We start from the raw sequence: 15,615 nt of genomic DNA, 5'->3' as shown, positions 1-15,615 counted from the left end.
GAGGTATGAACTTATGTTATCCAGATTTGTGGAAGAAGGATCGAAAATAGAGCTCCGCGCATTGCAGCGGGGGTTGGAGGAAAAGGGAGCAGAAAGCACGGCAAAGGTGTACCAGAGCCGGGTGCTGCAGATTCTGTCGGAGGATACCCTGGAGATCTCCATGCCCATGGAGCAGACCAGACTGATACTTTTGCCGGTGGACTCGGAATACGACATGATCTTTTTCGAGGAGAACAGCCTGTACCAGTGCTTTGCAAGGATCATAGACCGGTACAAAAGCAACAACGTATATGTGCTGGTCATGGAACTGACCAGCAATCTGCGGAAATATCAGAGAAGAGAATATTATCGTTTCAGCTGCGCACTGGATATGTGTGCCAGAAATCTGGAGGAAGAAGAGATCCAGGCACTGGAGAAAAATTCTCCTTATGAACTGCAGCCGGGACTTCCTTTGAAACACAGCGTGATCGTGGACATCAGCGGCGGAGGACTGCGATTTGTGTCTACCCAGCGATATGAACCCGGCAGTCTGATCCTGTGCAGTTATCATCTGGTGAAAGACGGAGAACAGAAAAAGTACGAGGTGGTAGGCAAAGTACTGGCGGTAAGAGAACTGGAGAAACGCAAGGGGACGTTCGAACACCGGGTACAGTACTATAACCTGGACGTAAATACAAGAGAAGAAATCATCCGCTTTATTTTTGAAGAAGAGCGTAAGAGTCGTAAAAAGGAGAGATTGGACTAATGCCAAAAAAAATACTGGTTGTTGATGATTCTGCACTCATGAGAAGAGTGCTGTGTGATATAATAGATACTGACATAAGGTTCCAGGTGGCTGACCGGGCAAAAGACGGATTGGAAGCATTCGATCTGTTGAGCCGAAACAGTTACGACGCAGTTGTCCTGGATGTGAATATGCCGCGTATGAACGGCCTGCAGCTTTTACAGGAGCTGCGTAAATACAAGATTCCCGCCCGTGTGATGATGGCCAGCACCGATACGAAGGAAGGCGCCAGAACCACTCTGGATGCTCTGGAACTGGGAGCGTTGGATTTTGTACATAAGCCGGACAGCGCAGTAGACTGTCGTGGTGAGAATTTCCGCAGAGAATTCCTGCGGACACTGAATGTGGTAGCGAACAGCAAACTGCCGGTATTTGCCGAGGAAGCGAAGCTTACCGAGGAAAAAGGCACGGTAAAAGAGATGATGAAGATCATCAATCATCATCCGGTCAGCGTGTCGGGCAGCAAGGTCGTAGCCATTGCCAGTTCCACAGGAGGCCCGAAATCTCTCCAGTCGGTGATTCCCTTATTGCCGGCGAATCTGGATGCACCGGTGCTGGTAGTACAGCATATGCCTGTGGGATTCACAGCATCCCTTGCAGAACGGCTGGATAATTTGAGCCAGCTTCATGTAAAGGAAGCAGCAGAGGGAGAAGAACTGAAAAAGGGATGGGTCTACATCGCCATGGGCGGCAAACACCTTAATGTTGTCACATCCCCGGCTGGACGCCATACGCTGCATCTGTCGGAGGAACCTTACAGGGAAGGTGTCAGACCCTGTGCCAATTATATGTATGAGTCCCTGCAGACCAGCCGCTTTGATTCGGTAGTCTGTGCCGTTATGACGGGAATGGGAGCGGACGGAACGGAAGGAATCGGGAAACTGAAAGCTTCCAAAAAGTCCTATGTGATCGCACAGGATCAGGATACCAGCGTAGTATTTGGAATGCCTAAGAGTATCATCGCAGCCGGGCTGGCAGATCAGGTAGTACCGTTAGATCAGATCGCCCAGGAGATCATACTGCATGTAGGAGTAGTAAAGTAGCAAGCAATATATGCCGTTTCCGGCAATACCGTGACCGGCAGAATGGAGGAAGAGATGGACGTAAGCCAATATCTTGAAATTTTTCTGGATGAAACAAATGAACATCTGCAGAACTTGAACACACAGATTCTGGAACTGGAGTCAGATCCTGAAAACATGGACAATATCAATGAGATATTCCGTGCCGCGCATTCCCTGAAAGGAATGGCAGGAACCATGGGCTACAAGCGTATGCAGAACCTGACCCATGACATGGAGAATGTGTTCTCGGAAGTACGTAACGGCAATATTAAAGTAAAACCGGAAATGATTGATGTATTGTTCCAGTGTCTGGATGCTCTGGAAGAGTACAAGAACAATATTCAGGAGACCTCTGATGAGGGAACCAACGACAATGAGAATCTGATCAAGGCCTTGAATGATATTTTAAACGATGGCAAGACGGAGGAGGCTCCCGCTGCCAAGGAAGAGGCTCCCACTGCCACAGCACCTGCAGCTGAATCCGGCGCAGACGGTGGTGAAAAATGGAATGACATTGCTTTTGATGACAGCCAGATCCGTGTGATCAAAGAGGCTATGAAGCAGGGTAAAAATGTATACGGCATCAATGTAGTGGTACAGGAAAGCTGTATCCTGAAGGCCGCAAGAGCATTCCTGGTATTCAAGGCCGTGGAGGAAAAAGGTGAGATCATCGTATCCATGCCCAGCGCACAGGATGTAGAGGATGAGAAGTTCGACAAGGACTTCACACTGATCGTTCTGTCTGATTACTCTCTGGATGATATTATCAAGTCCGCAGAGAGCGTATCTGAGATCGCACAGGTAACCGGTGCGGTACTGGAACTGGAGAAGACCAAGAATTACCATGCGGAAGAGGAAGCAATCGAACCCGCAGAAGAGAAGAAGGAAGCAGTGGCAGAGGTCAAGGCTGCAGAACAGCCCAAGAAGGAAGAAAAGAAGCCTGTAGCCGCAGCCAAGGCACCGGAAAAGAAACCCGCCAATAAGCCGGTCGTCAACCGTACCGTGCGTGTAGATATTGAAAAACTGGATTCGCTGATGAATCTGGTAAGTGAGCTGATCATTGCCAAGAACTCTCTGGTAGCTGCGTCCAGCAATGACCAGGGCAATAATTCCGCATTCAATGAGCAGATCGAGTATCTGGAAAACGTAACCACGAACCTTCATGAATCTGTAATGAAGGTACGAATGGTACCTATTGAGAGCGTTGTTGTGAAGTTCCCCAGAATGATCCGTGATCTGTCCAAGAAGCTGGACAAGAAGATGGAATTGTATATGAGTGGTGAAGAGACCGAACTGGATCGTACCGTAGTAGACGAGATCGGAGATCCTCTGATGCATCTGCTTCGTAATTCCGCAGACCATGGTCTGGAATCCGCAGAGGTACGTGCACAGCGTGGCAAGCCGGAACAGGGATCTATCTTCCTGGATGCTTATCAGGATGGTAATAACGTAGTCATCGAAGTAAGGGATGATGGTAACGGTATTGATGTAGAAGCTGTTAAGAATAAAGCAATCGAACGTAATCTGGTAACCACGGAGCAGGCTGCTAATATGTCTGAGAAGGATATTATCAACCTGCTGTTCCAGCCTGGATTCTCTACTTCTGAGAAGGTGACCGACGTTTCCGGCAGAGGTGTAGGTCTGGATGTTGTTAAGTCCAAGATCGAATCCTTAAGCGGTGAAGTGGAAGTGAAATCCAAGTGGGGAGAGGGAAGTACCTGGACCATTCGACTGCCTCTGACCCTTGCAATTATCCAGGCACTGATGGTAGTCGTAGGAGGAGAAAAATATGCGATCTCTCTGGGATCCATCCAGACGATCGAAGATATCTCTCCCAACGATATCAAACTGGTAGAGAACAAAGAAGTGATCAACTTGAGAGGAACCGTGATTCCTCTGATCCGTCTGACCGAGGTACTGGATGTAGAGAGTACCAGATCCCCTGAGGACAACCTGATCGTTGTCATTGTCAAGAAGGGCGATAAGATGGCAGGTCTGGTTATCGACGAACTGATCGGACAGCAGGAGATCGTTATAAAGTCTCTTGGCAAATACATCAAGCAGTGCAAATTCATCAGTGGTGCAACGATCCTTGGTGACGGCGAAGTAGCACTGATCCTGGATGCCAACGCATTACTGTAAGGAGGGAGATGACAGTTATGGAAGAACTTAGCATGAAAGAAACTTTAAAGGCCGGAGACGAGCGTAAAGTTGAGGAGGATTTTTTCCAGTATATTGTGATCCGCCTCGGAGATGAGCAGTACGGCATCGATATCCGATACATTGACAATATTGTAAGAATGCAGCATATCACCAGAGTGCCCAAGGTACCCGCATATTTAAAAGGTGTCATCAATCTGCGTGGTGAGGTTCTGCCGGTCATGAGTCTTCGCGTGAAGATGGGACTGGAGGCAGACGAACTGACCCGTGCTACCAGAATCATCATTCTGAAGCAGGAACAGCAGGGCAGTGTAGGAATCATTGTGGATGAAGTAAGAGAAGTAGTGACTCTGGGAAGCAGTGAGATTGAGAAATTATCACAGAATACCGCTGAGAGCAAAAAGAGCTTTATTACAGGTGTAGGCAAACACAATGGGGAACTGATCTCTCTGTTGGATCTGAATTCCATCACATTGGAGGAAAATGCATAAAGGAGACTGATCCATGGGAGATCTGAGTTTAGAGAAAGTTTCGGAAACATATCTGGACGTTTTAAAAGAAATTGGCAACATTGGAGCGGGCAACGCTATGACAGCACTCTCCCAGATGCTGAACTGTAAGGTAGATATGAAGGTACCGCAGGTAAAGCTTTTGGATTTCAACGAAGTAGGAGCATTGATGGGAGGAGAAGAGCAGGTAATGGTCGGTGTCTTCCTGGGAGTGGAAGGAGATATCACCGGCAGCATGATGTTTCTGGTAGAACAGGGCAGCGCCAAGCATCTTCTCCATAAGATCATGGGAGACATGGTACAGCAGGAAGGGTTCTCCGAGATCGAATTTTCTGCCATGCAGGAGATCGGCAACATTATTACGGGAGCTTACCTGAATTCCCTGTCCATGATGACGAATCTGACCATTATTCCTACCCCACCGTCTCTGACACTGGATATGGCAGGAGCTATTCTCAGTGTTCCAGCCATTGAATTCGGAACATTGGGAGACAAGATTCTGCTGATACAATCTCAGTTTTATGACGAAGTTGAGATCGACGGATATTTTATTCTGGTTCCCGATATTGAATCCTACCCGAAGATTCTGACATCTTTGGGAATACCTATAGCATAGATTCAGAAGCGCAGAAGAAGGGGAGCAGAATGAGCGAGATTATTAAAGTAGGGATGGCGGACCTGAAGACCTGTGTAAGCCCAGATGGAGTGACAACTCTGGGACTGGGCTCCTGCGTGGGAATCGCAATCCGCGACCCGGTGACAAAAATAGGCGGTCTGGCACATATTATGCTGCCGGACAGCACTACGATCCGTAACAGCAGTCAGAACATTGCAAAATTTGCAGATACCGGAATCGATGAACTGGTACGACAGATGGAGAAGCTGGGAGCCAAAAAAGCGAGAATGGTTGCCAAGATTGCTGGCGGAGCTACTATGTTCACGTTTCAGGGGAAAAACGACATGATGCAGGTGGGGGACCGTAACGTGGAGGCTGTGAAGAAGAAACTGAAAGAGATCAGTATTCCTATTTTGGCACAGGATACAGGTAAGAATTACGGAAGAACCGTAACTTTTTATCCGGAGACCGGAGAGTTCCATATTCGTGCGGTAGGAAAGAGTGAGTCCATCATTTAAGGATGGATGACCGGATGGGTAAATTATGAACAGAAAGAATATGCCATTGCTTTTGATGCTGATCGCAGGTGCGTGTACCTGGATCGTAACGCTGGTGAGAAGTTATTCGTTACTGGCAAGTCTTGTGGCACTTTTTACTGTTATGCTGCTGTTTTATTGTCTGGGAAGTGTGATCCGGCTGTTGCTGGACCGGTTCGACAGACAGAATGAAGAGAAGGCAAAACAGGAGCAGGAAGAAAAAGAGAAGGCTTTACAAGAGGAAGAAGCTGCTGGGTCACAGGAGGACACAGCGCAGAAGGGTGTAAGCGATTCGAATGGATGAAGCCGGTAAGAAAAGGTTATTAGAAGAATATGCTGCTAATAAACGACCGGAGACCAGAGAACAGTTGATACTGGAGTATGCTCCGCTAGTCAAGGCAGTAGCGGGACGGCTGAGTATGTATCTGGGCTATAATGTGGATTACGAAGACCTGGTCAGTTACGGGATTTTTGGACTGATTGATGCCATTGACAAGTTCGACTGCCTCAAAGAGGTAAAGTTTGAGACTTATGCCAGTCTGAGGATCCGGGGAGCCATTCTGGACCAGATCCGTAAAATGGACTGGATTCCCCGAACGATAAGACAACGGCAGAAGAAGATCGACGCGGTCATCAAGGAAGTGGAACAGACCACGGGACGCAGTGCAACGGATGAAGACATTGCAGCGGGACTGGGAATTTCTTCAGAGGAATATCTGGACTGGCAGTCCCAGATGAAGATCACCGGCCTGATATCCCTGAACGAGTATATGGATCAGGGAAGTGATGTCTCACAGGATTATAGCAGACATATGACAGCACGTTTTGATGGTCCGGAAGAAAGTGTGGAAAAAGAAGAACTGACCAAGGTTCTGGGAGAAGCACTGGAACTTCTGACGGAAAAGGAAAAGAAAGTAGTTACGCTATATTATTATGAGGATCTGACATTGAAGGAAATCAGTAACATTCTGGAGGTGTCGGAGTCCAGGGTATCCCAGCTACATACCCGTGCTTTACAGAAAATGAAGACAAAAATGGGAGACTACATGGGACTTTTGTAGAACCTCGTTGACCCGTAATGGAATGCGGGATGGGAAGGCAGAGGAAAAGGCGTATGCAGAATGGCTATTTTCAAGTGGTGAGAACACCGGGAGGTTATGGATTACAGATCTTCCAACCCAAGGATGGAGGAGAGGACGTAAGACTGCAGGAGGTAATGGATTATCTGGACAGACAATCCATACCTTATGATTCCATGTCCATTAAAAAGGCGATACTCGCAGAAGAAGACGCGGTCTGCTTTCTGGAACGAAAGGATTGTCCGGAAATCGAGGAATCCTGTCGTATAGAAGTCAGTGAGGACAATTTGCAGGCAATCGTACGGTTCTATCCGGCTTCACAGACCGGGAAACGGGCAACAATGGACAGTGTGATCAAAGATCTCCGGTTCCGGAATATTGTCTATGGAATCCAGATGAGTGTTCTGCAGGATCATTTTATGTCTGACGGAATTTATTGCACCGATCTGGTAGTGGCCCGGGGAAAAGAACCCAGACATGGCACAGACGCCTATATCAAATATTATTTTAATACGGATGTCCATGCACAGCCGACGTTAAAAGATGACGGAACGGTGGATTATTTCCATCTGAACATGATCAACCCCTGTAAAAAGGGACAGCTGCTGGCAGAGGTCATTCCGGAGGACGAGGGAGAGTACGGAACTACCGTACAGGGTGCCAAGATCCGGCCCAGACAGGTGAAAAAAGCCCATCTGGAGTTCGGTCATAATATAGAGATTTCCGAAGACCGGAGAAGACTCACTTCCCTGGTAGACGGACATGTTTCCCTGGTAGAGGGAAAGGTGTTTGTATCGGATGTTTACGAAGTGGAAAACGTGGATTTATCTACCGGAAATATTGATTTTGAGGGAAGCGTACAGGTAAATGGCAATGTTTCCTCCAATTTCGTCATCCGGGCAGGCGGCAATGTGATCATAAGCGGTGTCGTGGAAGGTGCCTACATTGAGGCTGGGGGCAATATCATCATTGCCCGCGGAATGAATGGTATGGCAAAGGGTACGCTGAAAGCTGGGGGCAATATTGTGGCAAAATTCCTGGAGAATGCTACAGCCAGTGCCGGAGGCTATGTCAGCACGGAGTCGATCCTGCACAGCAATGTGATAGCGGCAACAGAGATCCAGGTAACCGGCAAGCGAGGATTTATCACCGGCGGTCATGTACGTGCCGGACAGAAGATAGAGGTTAAGACGCTGGGGGCAATGCTGGGAGCGCCGACGGTAGTGGAAGTTGGTGTGGATCCGGAGAAAAAGGCAGAATATATGAAGATGCAGAAGGAAGTCTCCGAGATTGTGAAGAATATCCGCAGTCTGCAGCCGATCCTTGCGAATTTTGCAGAAAAAAAGAGCAAGGGAGTCCGTTTTACACCGGATCAGATCAACTATCTCAGAAACACTGCAGCTTCCATGGAGACACTCAATAAGAGTCTGGAGGAAAAGAACCGGCGTATGCAGGAACTGCAGCTGGAGTTCAATCCGCAGGAGCGGGCCATGGTGCAGGTACGGGGAGAAGTGTACCCGGGTACTACGATCATCATCGGAGATTCTTCCATGCAGGTGAAGAGTACCTATCATTATTGCCGGTTCGAGCGCATTGACGGAGATGTGAAGTCCACACCACTGTAACCGGCAGCAGATTGTTGCAGGAACAGAAAATGGCAGAAAAGAGGAATGTCTTATGTCGTTTGGATCTTTGGAGGTTGCGTCGATCCCGCGAACGCAGGATTACACGACGATGAAGCAGAATGAAGACAATAAGGGTGCATTTCAACAGATGACGCTGGGAGAGCATGCACAGAAACAGAGTGAACAGCGGACCAGAGAAGTGCACAGCAGTGATAATGCAGACTGGTATACGGGGCAGTATGATGCCAAGGAAAAAGGAAAGAATGAGTATGCCGGTAACGGTGGTAAACACCGGAAAAAAGAAAATTCCGAAAAAGATGGTGTGGTGGTGACGAAACAGCATCAGGGATTTGACATTAAGATCTGAGAATACAAAGGAAAAGCAGTATGGGTATATTAGAAGTGGTTCTGCTGATTGCAGGAATCGTAATATTTATAGGAAGTTTTTTATTGCCTTCCGGAAAAGAAAGCGGAATCAATAAAGAAGCAGCAAAAGAAGAGATCAAAGGTCTTATGGAAGAAGAAATGCAGACAGTTCGCAGTCAGATGCAGGATAAAATGGTCGAGACCTCGGAAGATGCGCTGGAGAAGGCGGAACGTTCCCTGGAACGTCTGACCAATGAAAAGATCATGGCAGTGAGTGAATATTCCGATACGGTATTGCAGGAGATTCACAAGAACCATGAGGAAGCCATGTTTTTATACGATATGCTGAACAATAAGCATGCCAATATCAAAGATACCGTATCCAAAATGGATAAGGCAGTGAAGGCGGCAGAAGACAAGGCTAAGGTCAAAGCGGAAGAGAACGTGAAGACACAGAAGGAGAATGTGACGGAAGAACAGCTGATAGAAGTACAGGAACCGGCAGAGACGATAGAGCCGTCCGGCTCCCCGGAGATCGGATTCATGGGGGAGACTGCAGAAGAAGGTCAGAACAATAACGAGAAGATTCTGGAAATGCACAGACAGGGCAAATCCACAGTGGCGATTGCCAAGGAACTGGGGCTGGGTGTCGGTGAAGTAAAGCTTGTGATCGACCTGTATAAGGCCTGACAGTAATCGTGTGAATTAAGGACGGAGATATCGATGAAATTAAAATATTATCTGCGAGGTCTCGGAATCGGTATGATCGTGACGGCATTGATCCTGGGAATCAGTTTTTCCAACCGGCAGGATCAGACATCCCAGATCATGACGGATGACCAGATCAGAGAGCGTGCGGCAGAACTTGGAATGGTGGACAGCAGTGAATTGACGCTGGCGGCACTGCAAAACAGTGCAAAACAGCCGACGGAAGGCACACCGGAGGAAACCACACAGACACAGGAACAGAACAATATAGAAGCGGAACCGGAGACCACGGTTCCCGCAGAGACACAGGCTACGGTGGAACCGGAGACAACTCAGGAATCGGAAGCTACAACAGAGCCTGAGAAGACGGCGGGACCGGAGACAACCGCAGAGCCGGAAGTAACCGAAGCACCACAGCGGACACAGACCGCCAGCATAACAATCCAGAGAGGCGATGATTCCGGCAGTGCCAGCAGACGGCTCTATGAGGCCGGACTGGTGGAGAATGCAAAGGCATTTGACAATTATTTATGCAACAACGGCTACAGCCGCAGTATCAATCCCGGCACATATGAGATCGCTCCCGGGACTTCCGAAGAGGAAATTGCTAAAATAATCACAGGAAAACATTAAAAACCCCTTGTCATAGGGGTTTTCCTATGTTATAATCGCACTGTTGTGACAAAAAACACGCCTTTCGATTTGACGATGGTGCTCCTGCCAAAATGCAGAGGTCTTCGCCAGAGCTAACCGGGTTCTTAACGCGTCCCGGCAGAAAAGAAATGCGGAAGATTTTAACCAAATGGAGGTAAAGACATGAGCGTTATTTCTATGAAGCAGTTACTTGAAGCAGGTGTTCATTTTGGACATCAGACCAGAAGATGGAACCCTAAGATGGCTCCTTACATCTTCACCGAGAGAAACGGTATCCACATCATCGACCTGCAGAAGTCCGTTGTAAAGGTTGACGAGGCTTACAAGGCAGTATCCGAGATCGCCGCACAGGGTGGCACTATTCTGTTCGTTGGTACCAAGAAGCAGGCACAGGACGCTGTAAAGGTTGAGGCTGAGCGTTGTGGTATGTACTATGTAAACGAGAGATGGTTGGGTGGTATGCTGACCAACTTCAGAACCATCCAGTCCCGTATCGCAAGACTGCATGCAATCGAGACCATGTCTCAGGACGGTACTTTCGATGTACTGCCTAAGAAGGAAGTTATTCAGTTAAAGAAAGAATGGGAGAAGCTGGAGAAGAACCTGGGCGGTATCAAGAACATGACCAGAGTTCCCGACGCTATCTTCGTTGTAGATCCCAAGAAGGAGAGAATCTGCGTACAGGAAGCTCATGCACTGGGCATCACTCTGATTGGTATCGGTGATACCAACTGTGATCCTGAAGAGCTGGATTACATCATCCCCGGTAATGATGACGCTATCAGAGCCGTTAAGCTGATCGTTTCCAAGATGGCTGATGCTGTGATCGAAGCAAAGCAGGGCGAAGCTGTATACAGTGACGCTGACGTTGCTACCGAGGCTGAGGATATCGAAGAGGTTGCAGCTGACGCTGAATAATCCGATTCCATAAGAAAAGCATAGGAACCCAGATTGCGATGCCTGTCATTACGGTCTGGGTTCTTGAGGATAATATATTAATTAAGAAGAGAGGATAAAAAAATGGCAATTACCGCATCTATGGTAAAAGAGCTCCGTGAAATGACCGGCGCTGGTATGATGGATTGTAAGAAGGCTCTGAACGAGACCAATGGAGATATGGACGCAGCTGTTGAGTTCCTGAGAAAGAACGGACAGGCTAAGGCTGAGAAGAAAGCAAGCCGTATCGCAGCAGAAGGTGTTGCTCGTGCAGCTATCTCTGCAGACGGCAAGACCGCTTGCGTAATCGAAGTAAACTCCGAGACCGACTTCGTTGCAAAGAACGAGACCTTTACTTCTTTCGTAGAGGCTGTTAATGCAGCAGCACTTGCTTCCGATTTACAGGGTGGCAAGGATGGCGAAGATATCGAAGCACTGTTAGCAGTTCCTTTCGAAGGCGCAACCGTTAAGGATGTTCTGGTAGAGAAGACTGCTACCATCGGTGAGAAGCTGTCCATTCGCCGTTTCGAGAAGGTAGCCGGAGATGTAGCAGTATCCTACATCCATGGTGGCGGACGTATCGGTGTTATCGTTGCAGCTAACGGCGCATCTGATGACGCAGCAAGAGAAGCACTGACCAACATCGCTATGCAGGTAGCAGCTATGAATCCTACCTACATCAGCAGAAATGATATTTCCGCAGAAGAGCTGGCTAAGTTACAGGAGATCACTGTTGACGCAGCTTTGAACGATCCTGCATCCCTGCCTAAGCCCATTCTGAACAAGCTGATCGACAAGGCTATGAACAGTTCTGCATGGAGCGATGAGGACAAGGCTATCTACGAAGAGAAGAAGAGCAACATGAACTACCTGTTCAACTTTCTGTCCAAAGAAGCTGCAGCTGCTCTGGCTGAGCTGGCTATGGCTGACAAGGACGCTATCGTATCTGACAAGATCTTCAAGGGTCTGGCAGACGGTCGTGTATCCAAGCAGCTGAAGGAGATCTGCCTGTTAGATCAGACCTACGTTAAGGCTGAGGATGGCAAGCAGACCGTAGCTAAGTATCTGGAGAGCGTTAACAAGGCTCTGACCATCGCTAAGGTTGTTCGTTTCGAAGTTGGCGAAGGCATGGAAAAGAAGAACGAAGACTTCGCAGCAGAAGTTGCCGCTCAGATGAAAGGTTAATTATAGGATGATACGATAGAAAAAGGCATACGCGAGTATGCCTCAGACTGTAGACAAAGCTCCTTCCTGTGAGGGAGCTTTTCTTGTGTCATGACTGCAAAAATTATGTACTTACAAGCATATAAGAAGTAGTGAAAATGCCGTATTTACGGGACTTTTCACTACTTTTTTGGTATAATGAAAGTATCAAAATAAAGGCGGTGTTTCCTATGATGACACAGAATGCAGATAAGAAAAGAGAACAGATTCAGATGTTCTGCATGGATGACCTTGTTCCGCAGGATCATCTGCTGCGCCTGATTGACCAGGCAATCGACTGGAGTTTTATCTATGAACTTGTGATCGATAAATACAGTGCAGACAATGGCCGTCCCAGCATGGATCCGGTCATGCTCATTAAAATTCCATTCATCCAGTATCTGTACGGCATCCGAAGCATGCGCCAGACAGTAAAAGAAATCGAAGTCAATGTCGCATACCGATGGTTCCTCGGTCTGGAAATGATGGACAAGGTTCCCCATTTCTCTACGTTTGGAAAGAATTATACCAGACGCTTTAAGGATACTGATCTTTTTGAACAGATCTTTTCCCGTATCCTGCAGGAATGCTATAAATACAGACTGATTGATCCTTCCGAGGTCTTCGTGGATGCCACCCATGTAAAAGCACGGGCAAACAGCAAAAAGATGCGGAAACGGATTGCAGATGAGGAAGCACTGTTCTTCGAAGAGCAGTTAAAGAAGGAAATCAATGAAGACCGGGAAGCGCATGGGAAAAAGCCTCTGAAAGAAAAGAAGGAAGATCCCAAAGATCCCCCCTCCTGTGGTGGCAGCTCTGATGGAAAAGAAGAAAAAACGGTCAAGGAAAGTACAACGGATCCGGAAAGCGGATGGTTCCGAAAGGGTGAACATAAAAATGTTTTTGCGTATTCCGTGCAGACAGCCTGTGACAAAAACGGATGGATTCTGGGTTATAGTGTAAATCCCGGCAACCAGCATGACAGCCGGACATTTAAATCCCTGTATGATAAGATAAAAGACATTGGCATTCAGACACTGGTAGCCGATGCAGGATACAAAACACCAGCGATAGCAAAGTTACTTCTGGATGATGGTATCACACCGCTTCTGCCGTATAAACGCCCCATGACCAAAGATGGTTTTTTCAAAAAAACCGAGTATGTGTATGATGAATATTTTGACTGCTATGTATGCCCGAACGATCAGGTGTTGGCTTATCATACGACGAACCGTTCCGGATACCGGGAATACAAGAGCTGCGGAATCGTCTGTGAAGGATGTCCATATCTGAAGCAGTGCACAGAAAGCAGGGATCATGTGAAGGTAGTGACCCGGCATATCTGGGGGCCGTACATGGAAAAGTGTGAGGATATCCGGCATACGATTGGGATGAAGGAAGTGTATGCGCAACGGAAAGAGACCGTAGAGCGCCTCTTCGGAACAGCAAAAGAAAACCACGGATTACGCTATACACAGATGATAGGAAAAGCCCGGATGGAAATGAAAGTCGGGCTTACGTTTGCCTGCATGAATCTGAAAAAACTGGCAAAGATGATAGCCAGGAAGGGAAAAAGGGGAACCCAAAAGTGTTTATTATTGATCAAGTACACACTTTTTGAACCCAAAACAAGAAAAACGCTTCTGGAGTGCTGACCAAAAGCGTTTTGTCTACAGTCTGAGGCTGTCTCCGAAGAGACAGCCTTCCATATTTGCATTTGTCTGTAAAGTAAGATTACAGCTGAGGACCAGCAGCAACCAGAGCCTTACCAGCATCATTTCCTTCGTATTTAGCGAAGTTCTTGATGAATCTCTGAGCCAGATCCTTTGCCTTCTCTTCCCACTGGGAAGGATCAGCGTAGGTATCTCTGGGATCCAGAATACCGGTGTCAACACCAGTCAGCTCGGTAGGAACTTCGAAATCGAAGTAAGGGATCTTCTTGGTAGGAGCGGTCTTGATAGCGCCATCCAGAATAGCATCGATGATACCACGGGTATCCTTAATGGAGATACGCTTGCCGGTTCCGTTCCATCCGGTGTTAACCAGGTATGCCTTAGCACCGTTCTTCTCCATCTTCTTAACCAGCTCTTCTGCATACTTGGTAGGATGCAGCTCCAGGAATGCCTGACCGAAGCAAGCAGAGAAGGTAGGGGTAGGCTCGGTAATACCACGCTCGGTACCAGCTAACTTAGCTGTGAAACCGGACAGGAAGTAGTACTGGGTCTGCTCCGGAGTCAGAATAGATACAGGAGGCAGTACACCGAATGCATCAGCAGACAGGAAGATTACGTTCTTAGCTGCGGGTGCGGAAGAAATAGGACGTACGATATTCTTAATATGGTTGATAGGATAAGATACACGAGTATTCTCGGTAACGCTCTTATCGTTGAAATCAATCTTGCCGTCAGCATCAACGGTTACGTTCTCAAGCAGAGCATCTCTCTTGATTGCGTTGTAGATGTCGGGCTCGGAATCCTTGTCCAGGTTGATAACCTTAGCGTAGCATCCACCTTCGAAGTTGAATACGCCGTTGTCATCCCAGCCGTGCTCGTCATCACCGATCAGCAGACGCTTAGGATCGGTAGACAGAGTGGTCTTACCGGTTCCGGACAGACCGAAGAAGATTGCGGTGTTCTCACCGTTCATATCGGTGTTTGCGGAGCAGTGCATGGAAGCAATGCCCTTCAGAGGCAGGTAGTAGTTCATCATGGAGAACATACCCTTCTTCATCTCTCCGCCGTACCATGTGTTAACAATAACCTGCTCGCGGCTGGTGATATTAAATGCTACACAAGTCTCGGAGTTCAGACCAAGTTCCTTGTAATTCTCAACCTTAGCCTTGGATGCGTTGTAAACTACGAAATCAGGCTCGAAGTTCTTCAGCTCTTCCTCAGTGGGTTTGATGAACATGTTGGTTACGAAATGAGCCTGCCAAGCTACCTCAACGATGAAACGGATAGCCATGCGGGTGTCCTTATTAGCACCGCAGAATGCATCTACAACGAACAGTCTCTTGTTGGACAGCTCCTTCTTAGCGATATCCTTTACAGCAGCCCATGTTTCCTGAGACATACGATGGTTGTCGTTCTTGTACTCATCGGAAGTCCACCATACAGTGTTCTTGGAGTTCTCATCTTCAACGATGAACTTATCTTTGGGAGAACGTCCTGTATATATACCGGTCATAACATTTACCGCACCGAGTTCGGTCTCCTGACCTTTCTCGTAGCCTTTCAGTTCAGGCTTCATCTCTTCTTTGAATAATTCTTCATAAGAAGGATTGTAAACGATTTCTGTGGTTCCAGTGATGCCGTACTTGCTTAAATTGATCTCTGCCATCTTACATTAACCTCTTTCCTTTATTCTTTATATGTG

The 15,615-nt window shown here is 47.6% G+C and carries 16 protein-coding genes; 15 read left to right on the top strand and 1 reads right to left on the bottom strand.

Annotated features, from left to right (window positions below; all coding sequences use genetic code 11):
* The first annotated feature begins 13 nt into the window (after positions 1 to 13).
* The 15 genes from OCV96_RS01730 (at position 14) to OCV96_RS01660 (ending at position 13,895) form a co-directional block, all read left to right on the top strand.
* Positions 14 to 745 carry a flagellar brake protein gene (locus tag OCV96_RS01730; protein ID WP_117467252.1) on the top strand — a complete coding sequence of 244 codons (732 nt, stop codon included), beginning with the start codon at positions 14 to 16 and terminating at the stop codon, positions 743 to 745.
* Entirely contained in the window at positions 745 to 1,827 is a 1,083-nt protein-coding gene (gene cheB / locus OCV96_RS01725; protein WP_118502498.1) for a chemotaxis-specific protein-glutamate methyltransferase CheB, read from the top strand. The genes OCV96_RS01730 and cheB overlap by 1 nt, the downstream gene beginning before the upstream one ends.
* A 54-nt stretch (positions 1,828 to 1,881) precedes the next feature.
* Positions 1,882 to 3,990 (top strand): chemotaxis protein CheA, encoded by a 2,109-nt coding sequence (locus tag OCV96_RS01720; protein ID WP_118537277.1) that lies wholly within the window; start codon positions 1,882 to 1,884, stop codon positions 3,988 to 3,990.
* A gap of 17 nt (positions 3,991 to 4,007) precedes the next feature.
* Positions 4,008 to 4,499 (top strand): chemotaxis protein CheW, encoded by a 492-nt coding sequence (locus tag OCV96_RS01715; RefSeq protein WP_022313062.1) that lies wholly within the window; start codon positions 4,008 to 4,010, stop codon positions 4,497 to 4,499.
* A 13-nt stretch (positions 4,500 to 4,512) separates the two neighbouring features.
* On the top strand, positions 4,513 to 5,133 hold the full coding sequence (locus OCV96_RS01710; protein WP_022313061.1) for a chemotaxis protein CheC: 621 nt from the start codon (positions 4,513 to 4,515) through the stop codon (positions 5,131 to 5,133).
* 29 nt (positions 5,134 to 5,162) lie between these two features.
* Complete coding sequence (locus OCV96_RS01705) at positions 5,163 to 5,651, top strand: chemotaxis protein CheD (protein WP_022313060.1); 489 nt, start codon at positions 5,163 to 5,165, stop codon at positions 5,649 to 5,651.
* 25 nt (positions 5,652 to 5,676) lie between these two features.
* On the top strand, positions 5,677 to 5,973 hold the full coding sequence (locus tag OCV96_RS01700; protein WP_022313059.1) for a hypothetical protein: 297 nt from the start codon (positions 5,677 to 5,679) through the stop codon (positions 5,971 to 5,973).
* Positions 5,966 to 6,730 (top strand): FliA/WhiG family RNA polymerase sigma factor, encoded by a 765-nt coding sequence (locus OCV96_RS01695; protein ID WP_022313058.1) that lies wholly within the window; start codon positions 5,966 to 5,968, stop codon positions 6,728 to 6,730. The genes OCV96_RS01700 and OCV96_RS01695 overlap by 8 nt, the downstream gene beginning before the upstream one ends.
* Before the next feature lie 53 nt (positions 6,731 to 6,783).
* Positions 6,784 to 8,373, top strand: a complete 1,590-nt coding sequence (locus OCV96_RS01690) for a flagellar assembly protein A (protein WP_022313057.1) — start codon at positions 6,784 to 6,786, stop codon at positions 8,371 to 8,373.
* Positions 8,374 to 8,482: 109 nt separating this feature from the next.
* The gene (locus OCV96_RS01685) at positions 8,483 to 8,740 is read left to right on the top strand and encodes a hypothetical protein (protein ID WP_117467239.1); all 258 of its coding nucleotides are present in this window, start codon (positions 8,483 to 8,485) and stop codon (positions 8,738 to 8,740) included.
* Between the two features lie 20 nt (positions 8,741 to 8,760).
* On the top strand, positions 8,761 to 9,429 hold the full coding sequence (locus tag OCV96_RS01680) for a DUF6115 domain-containing protein (RefSeq protein WP_227064336.1): 669 nt from the start codon (positions 8,761 to 8,763) through the stop codon (positions 9,427 to 9,429).
* Between the two features lie 33 nt (positions 9,430 to 9,462).
* Positions 9,463 to 10,080, top strand: a complete 618-nt coding sequence (locus tag OCV96_RS01675; RefSeq protein WP_262593349.1) for a hypothetical protein — start codon at positions 9,463 to 9,465, stop codon at positions 10,078 to 10,080.
* A 183-nt stretch (positions 10,081 to 10,263) separates the two neighbouring features.
* Entirely contained in the window at positions 10,264 to 11,019 is a 756-nt protein-coding gene (gene rpsB, locus OCV96_RS01670) for a 30S ribosomal protein S2 (protein ID WP_022153930.1), read from the top strand.
* Positions 11,020 to 11,121: 102 nt separating this feature from the next.
* A complete protein-coding gene (tsf, locus tag OCV96_RS01665) occupies positions 11,122 to 12,222 on the top strand; it encodes a translation elongation factor Ts (protein ID WP_262593347.1) in 1,101 nt (366 codons plus the stop codon).
* Between the two features lie 209 nt (positions 12,223 to 12,431).
* Positions 12,432 to 13,895, top strand: coding sequence for an IS1182 family transposase (locus OCV96_RS01660; protein WP_262593345.1), 1,464 nt, complete (start codon positions 12,432 to 12,434; stop codon positions 13,893 to 13,895).
* Between the two features lie 79 nt (positions 13,896 to 13,974).
* Here the strand turns inward: OCV96_RS01660 and pckA are convergent, their stop codons facing one another.
* Entirely contained in the window at positions 13,975 to 15,579 is a 1,605-nt protein-coding gene (pckA, locus tag OCV96_RS01655) for a phosphoenolpyruvate carboxykinase (ATP) (RefSeq protein ID WP_262593344.1), read from the bottom strand.
* Between the last annotated feature and the right edge of the window lie 36 nt (positions 15,580 to 15,615).

It is taken from the genome of Waltera acetigignens (assembly GCF_025567015.1).
GTDB lineage: Bacteria > Bacillota > Clostridia > Lachnospirales > Lachnospiraceae > Acetatifactor > Acetatifactor acetigignens.
The sequence above is the reverse complement of the archived record's forward strand: the minus strand, read 5'-3'. Positions and strand labels throughout refer to the sequence as shown.